This is a genomic window from Streptomyces sp. P5F9 (assembly GCF_057961495.1).
In genome coordinates this window covers 1-6,427 of record NZ_JBXVPZ010000515.1, presented here as the reverse complement: position 1 = coordinate 6,427, position 6,427 = coordinate 1, and the positions used below count along the sequence as shown (strand labels likewise).

At 71.2% G+C, this 6,427-nt stretch carries 6 protein-coding genes; 4 read left to right on the top strand and 2 right to left on the bottom strand.

The genetic code is table 11. The annotated features are described in order from the left end of the window. Positions 1–1,439: carboxylesterase/lipase family protein (locus tag AC31A1_RS44170; protein WP_489658716.1), on the top strand; the 1,439-nt coding region annotated here is incomplete at its 5' end. Positions 1,440–1,454: 15 nt separating this feature from the next. On the opposite strand, the gene AC31A1_RS44165 is transcribed toward AC31A1_RS44170, so the two are convergent. Then, positions 1,455–2,147, bottom strand: a complete 693-nt coding sequence (locus AC31A1_RS44165) for an IclR family transcriptional regulator (RefSeq protein WP_489658715.1) — start codon at positions 2,145–2,147, stop codon at positions 1,455–1,457. A 73-nt stretch (positions 2,148–2,220) separates the two neighbouring features. Between AC31A1_RS44165 and AC31A1_RS44160 the strand changes: the two genes are divergently transcribed. Then, positions 2,221–2,865: a nitroreductase family protein gene (locus AC31A1_RS44160; protein WP_489658714.1), complete on the top strand. Its 645-nt coding sequence runs from the start codon at positions 2,221–2,223 to the stop codon at positions 2,863–2,865. Between the two features lie 35 nt (positions 2,866–2,900). Here the strand turns inward: AC31A1_RS44160 and AC31A1_RS44155 are convergent, their stop codons facing one another. Further along, complete coding sequence (locus tag AC31A1_RS44155) at positions 2,901–4,052, bottom strand: serine hydrolase domain-containing protein (protein ID WP_489658713.1); 1,152 nt, start codon at positions 4,050–4,052, stop codon at positions 2,901–2,903. A 250-nt stretch (positions 4,053–4,302) separates the two neighbouring features. Here AC31A1_RS44155 and AC31A1_RS44150 point away from each other — a divergent pair, with 250 nt between their 5' ends. Beyond that, positions 4,303–5,592 carry an alginate lyase family protein gene (locus AC31A1_RS44150; RefSeq protein ID WP_489658712.1) on the top strand — a complete coding sequence of 430 codons (1,290 nt, stop codon included), beginning with the start codon at positions 4,303–4,305 and terminating at the stop codon, positions 5,590–5,592. A gap of 9 nt (positions 5,593–5,601) precedes the next feature. Next, positions 5,602–6,427, top strand: an 826-nt coding sequence (locus tag AC31A1_RS44145; RefSeq protein ID WP_489658711.1) for an RNA polymerase sigma factor, incomplete at its 3' end; no start/stop codon positions are given.

Sequence of the window (6,427 nt, the reverse complement as noted above, 5' to 3'; positions counted from 1 at the left end):
CCGCCGCACACCGCTGGACCGCCCCGCGACCCGCCTCCGCCTGGAGCGGCATCCGCGACGCCACCCGCTTCGGCGACCGCTGCGCCCAGGCCTCCGGCTGGGACCCCGGCTACGAGAAGGCGATCACCACCGAGGACTGTCTCGACCTCAACGTCTATGCCCCGCAAGGGAGTCGGGCCGACACCCCGGTCGTCGTGTGGATCCACGGCGGCGGTTTCTCCGGCGGTGCCGGCCAGGACACCAACCCGCGCAAGTTCGTCCAGCAGACGGGTGCGATCGTCGTCACCGTCAACTACCGCCTGGGCCCGCTCGGTTACCTCAACCTGCCGCAGCTCCGCGCCGAGAACGCCAACGGCGCCGGAAACTACGGCCTGCTGGACCAGCAGACGGCGCTGCGCTGGGTGCGGGCCAACATCGGGCGCTTCGGCGGCGACGCCAAGAACGTCACCATCGCCGGGCAGTCCGCGGGCGGCAGTTCGGTCTGCGACCAGCTCGCCTCGCCCACCGCCAAGGGCCTGTTCGCCCGGGCGGTCATCATGAGCGGCAGCTGTGGCCTCCAGACGGCCGCGGCCGGTGAGACGCAGAGCCAGGCCTTCGTCAAGGAGATCGGCTGCGCCACCGCCTCCGACGTCCTCGCCTGCCTGCGCGCCGAACCGGCCGCCGCGATCGTCGCCGCCCAGTCGAAGGCCCCGGTCCGCCCGTCCCTCGGCGGCACCGCGTTCCCGGTGGACCCGGGGACGGCCGTACAGAAGGGGAACTTCACCAAGGTCCCGGTCATGCTGGGCCAGACCAACAGCGAACGCGGCCTGTTCACCTTCCAGACCTACGACTACCTCGGCACGCCGATGACCGCCGACCAGTACACGCGGGCCGTGAAGTCGACGTACGGCACGAACACGGACAAGGTCCTCGCCGAGTACCCGCTCTCCGACTACCCCACCCCGGGCCAGGCCTGGACCGCCGTCCAGAACGGCTCGACCTCCTACGACCGCCAACAGCTGATGGCGCGGCTGTCGACGTGGGTGCCGACGTACGCCTACGAGTTCGCCGAGAGCGACACCCCGCACTTCACCTCGATCTACCGCCTCCAGCAACAGAGCGCCACGGCAAGGGACTTCCCCTTCGGCGGCGCCATCCACGTCGACGACCTCGGCTACCTCTGGGACTACCTCGGCCAGACGCTGCCCTACGACGACGACCAACTGGAGCTGTCCCGGCAGATGATCACCTTCTGGGACCACTTCACCACGACCGGCACGCCGAACGGCCCGGGCACCCCGAACTGGCCGAAGTACACCACGAGCACAGGCGAGTTGATGTCCCTGAAGGCCTGCGACACCGCTCCGTCGAGCGACGAACCCCCGTCGGCCTGCTCCCGGCCCACCCGTGACTTCGCCCAGGAACACGACCTGGGATTCTGGCGGAGCCTCGGGTCGTAGCGACAACACCCGGCACTACGGCCGTCCCGTGCTCGACGGTTCGTCGAGCACGCGGCCGACGGCGGCGGCCGCCTCCCGCACGGCGGCACCCAGCCGGTCGTACGGTGTGCTCGTCGCCGCCGTGACCGAGACGGCCGCCACCGTGACTCCACCCCTCAACACCGGTGCGGCCAGCGACAGTTCGCCCAGCCGGTACTCCTCGTGCGCGGCGGCCAGTCCCGTCGTACGGATGCGGGCGAGCTGGGCGCCGAGGGTGCCCGGCGCGGTCACCGTGTGCGAGGTGTGGCGTTCGACGGTGGCCGGCGGGCCGTGTCCGTGGGCGAGCAGGACCTTGCCCGCCGCCGTCGCGTAGAGCGGCAGCCGTTCACCGCTGACCAGGCACAACGCCGTGCCCTCTGCCGGAACGGCGACGTCCGCGTGCCCGCCCGTGCGCGCGGACAGAGTGCGGAGCGCGGGAAGTGCCGCGTCCAGCAGCCCCCGAGGGCAGGGCGCCGCCGCGCCGAGCGCCCGGATGCGGGTGCCCAGGCGGTAGGAGCCGTCGGCCGCCCGCTCAAGCCCGCCCCACGCCACAAGTTCCCGCACCATCCGCAGCGCGGTGGGCACCGGCAGCCCCGTCCGCCGCGCGATCTCCGTCAGCCGTAGGGTGTCCGGCGCGCCCACGAAGGCGTCCAGCACCGAGAAGACCCGCCCCGCCACGCTCTCGGCCACTCCGCACCCCACGTTTTCATCCAGTGAAAGCCGGCCATTGTCGCCGCCCGGCACGCCCCGCGAAGGTCAACGCATGACTCTCGACCTCTCTTCCGACGAGCTCCTGTCCACCACCCGGGCCGTCCGGCACCGCCTCGACCTCACCCGGCCCGTGCCCCGTCAACTCCTGGAGGAATGCGTCGACTTGGCGGTGCAGGCGCCGACCGGACGCAACCGCCAGCGCTGGCACTTCGTCATCGTCACCGACCCGGAGCGGCGGGCGGCCCTCGCCGAGGTGTGGCGGGCCGGGGTGAGCACGCCGGGCGCCTCCGACCCCGTCCCGGAGCGCGACGTGCGCCGGGCCGGGGTCGCACACATGGAGCGCGTCTACTCCGGCGCCACGCACCTCTACGAGCACATCCATGAGGTCCCGGCGATCGTCGTCCCGTGCGTGGAGGGCCGTACCGACGGCGCATCCGTGCTCCGTCAGGCGGGCACCTGGGGATCCATCCTCCCCTCCGTGTGGAGCTTCATGCTCGCCGCCCGCGCCCGGGGCCTCGGCAGCTGCTGGACCACGGGCAACCTCGTCCACGAGAAGGAGGCGGCCCGTGTCCTCGGTATCCCCTACGACGACGTGATGCAGGCGGCCTTCATCCCTGTCGCGTACACACTTGGCACCGACTTCCGCCCGGCCCGTCGTATCCCTCGTGCGGAGGTGCTGCACTGGGACGCGTGGTGACGCGGCGGAGAAGGCTTTCACCGCCCCCGCCCTGGCTACTTGAGCGCCGCCAGTGCGATCCGCTCCGCGACCGCGTTCATCGACTCGCCCTTCGCGTCCGTCGAGTTGACCGAGTAGACGAGGGTGCGGGAGAGGTCGCGGGTGGCGAGGACGACCGCGCTGTACCCGTACCGGGAGCCCGACTTGAGCCAGTACACCTTGCCGCCGTACTCGAAACGCTGGAGCCCCGCGCTGTAGCTCGCGCCCTCGATGCCCGCCGGGACCGTGAACATCTCCTTCAGCTGCGGGCCCGGCACGATCCGGCCCCGGAACAGTGACGTGATCAGCCGCTCCAGGTCGGCGGTCGTCGAGATCATGTCGCCGGCCGCCCGGCGGTCCGCCTGGTTCCAGTCGGTGACATCGACGAACTCAGTTGTCCCGTCGGGCTGTTGGACGGCCTGGTAGCCGTGGTTGTGCGGGCCGCGGATGCGCGGATCGGTGCCGGGGAAGTAGGTGTCCCGCATGCCCGCCGGGCGCAGGACCAGGCGGGTGGCCTCCGAGGCGTACGAGTGGCCCGTCACCCTCTCGATCAGCAGGCCGAGGATCGTGTAGTTGATGTTGAGGTAGTCCTGCCGCTCGCCCGGCCGGAACTCCGGGCCCTTCGCCACCGCCGACGCCACCACCTGCCTCGGCGTGAGCGTGTCGAAGCGGTGTGCGTACTGGTCCTCGAAGGCGTCCCCGAAGCCGTCGCCGGCCTGGATACCGCTGGTGTGGTTCAGCAACTGCCGTACGGAGACGGGCTCGAAGGCCTTGGTGAGGAGCCCTGGCAGGTAGTGCTGGACCGGGGTGTCCAGGTCGACCTTGCGCTGCGCCGCGAGCCGTAGCACGGTCGCCGCGGTCACCACCTTCGTCGTCGAACCCGCCCGGAAGCGCGCGTCGGGGTCGGCGGCGGCACCGCTCTCCAGATCGTGCACACCCGAACTGCCGTGCCAGGTCCCGTCCGTGCCTCCCACCCGTACGAGAGCCGCCGTCGCGTCGGAGTCCGGGAGCCCGGCGAGTGCGGCGCGCAGTGCGTCGGCGTCCGGTGCGGCCGTCTGCCGCGCGGTGGCCGACGGGGACGCGGCGAACGCGGGTGCGGCCAACGGGCCTGCCGCGAGGGCCAGTACGAGGGAGGCGGTGAGGACGGTGGTGCGACGGCGGGGGCGCATCGGCTGCTCCTGGGATCTCCGGTGGCTGTCGGTCATCAGCCTCGTCCCGCACGGTCGTAGGCGGATCGTCGGCGAGGAGGGCACCCGCCCCTGGTGCAACCCGGAGCAACTGCCGTACCGCACAAGGGGTTTGCCAGGGATGCCCCCTACGGGGCCGATCCGACTCTCCGCCGGAAAAACTGTTATCGCGGAGTCCTTCACTCCGTCTCCCTCTGCGTCCCCAGTCTCCTCACGCACCGGAGCCACCCACATGGCCACCAGCGCACGCCAGCCCACCAACAAGCACCGCCTCACCCGCCGGGGCCTCTTCACCCTCGGCGGCGGAGTCGCGGCGGCGGGAGTCGTCGGCGGCGGTATCGCCGCGTTCTCCGGGGGAGGGGCGGACGCCGCGCAGACCGGCACAGCCACCGCCATCGGCACCGCCACCGCCCGCCCGCAGGCCCTCGTCCACCCGGGCATGCTGCACAACGCGGGTGACCTGCACCGCGCCAAGGTCCGTGTCGCCGCCCGCAAGGACCCCTGGCTGAAGGGCTGGACGCGGCTCACCGACAACCGCCATTCCGCGAGCGGTTGGCAGCCCCGCCCGCAGGCCGTCGTCGTGCGCGGCGGCGTCGGCCAGAACTACGTCACGATGTACAACGACATCCACGCCGCCTACCAGAACGCCCTGCGCTGGCAGATCGGCGGCACCAAGGCCAACGGCGACACCGCCGTCGCCATCCTCAACGCCTGGTCGGCCACCCTCACTTCGGTCAACGGCAACGCCGACCGCTTCCTGGCGTCCGGCATCTACGGCTACCAGTTCGCGAACGCCGCCGAACTCGTCCGCGACCACCCGGACTTCGAGTTCGCCCGCTTCAAGAAGATGATGCTCACGGTGTTCAAGTCGATGAACATCGACTTCCTCACCAACCACAACACCGCCAACATCAGCAACTATTGGGCGAACTGGGACCTCTGCAACGTCGCCTCGCTCATGGCGACCGGCATCCTCTGCGACGACCGAGCCACCTTCCAGCGCGCCGTCACCTACATGAAGTCCGGCGCGGGCAACGGCTCGTTCAGGCACGCCATCCCCTTCGTCTACGCCGGCCAGGACCTTGCCCAGTGGCAGGAGAGCGGCCGCGACCAGGGCCACACGATGATGGGCATGGGCCTCATGGGCGCGATCTGCGAGATGGCCTGGAACCAGGACGTCGACCTCTACGGCTACCTCGGCAACCGGTTCATGAAGGCCGCCGAGTACGTCGCCAAGTACAACCTCGGCGCGGCCGTGCCCTTCACGACGTACGGCTGGCGCAGCGGTCAGGGCAACGGCAAGTACATGGAACAGCCTGTGATCTCCGACATAGCCCGGGGCGCCGTTCGCCCGGTTTGGGAGGTTCTGTACAACCACTACGCCCGCCGACGACGCCTTTCCGCCCCGTTCATCACCCTCATGGCTGAGAAGGTGCGTTCGGAGGGCGGTGGCGGCGACTACGGCCCGAACAGCGGCGGTTTCGACCAACTGGGCTTCGGGACGCTGCTGTACAGCAAGTGACATCGGGTGATGGCAGGGAGGGCGGGGAGCGACGTGGACGGACGGCAGTGGCACTCCACCATCGCGGCGGCGCAGGCCGGTGACCGGCGGGCGCTGGACGAACTGGTCGCGGGCTGGCTGCCGTTGGTCTACAACGTGGTCGGCCGCGCCCTCAACGGCCATGCGGACGTGGACGACGTGGTCCAGGAGACGATGCTCCGCGCCGTCGACCACCTCGGCTCGCTCCGCGACCCCGACAGCTTCCGTTCCTGGCTGGTGGCGATCGCCATGCGCCAGATACGGGACCGGGCGCGCCGCCGGAAGTCCCCCGACCAACTGCCGGACGGGCTACCGGGGGACGCCGCCGACTTCGCCGAACTCACCGTCCTGCGGCTTCAGTTGGAGGGCCAGCGGCGCGAGGTCGCGGAGGCGGTGCGCTGGCTCGACGACGAGGACCGCGGGCTCCTCTCCCTGTGGTGGCTGGAGGTCGCGGGCGAACTCACCCGCCGCGAACTGGCATCGGCGCTCGGCATCAGCCGCCAGCACGCGGCGGTCCGCGTCCAGCGTATGAAGGAGCGCCTGGAGACCGCCCGAGGTGTCGTCCGCGCCCTCGACGGCGCCTGCCCCGACCTCCGTGACCTCACCGCCCGCTGGGACGGCCGCCGCGACTCGGTCTGGCGCAAACGCCTGGCCCGGCACCTGCGCGGCTGCGCCTACTGCGGCGGCCCCCGCGAGTCCGTCGTCCCTGCGGAACGCCTCCTGGTCGGCATCGCCCTCGTCCCGCTCCCGCTCGGCTTCACGCTGTCGCTGGCGTTCGGGGCGAAGACGGCGGCGGCCGCGGCGGGGGTTGCCGGGG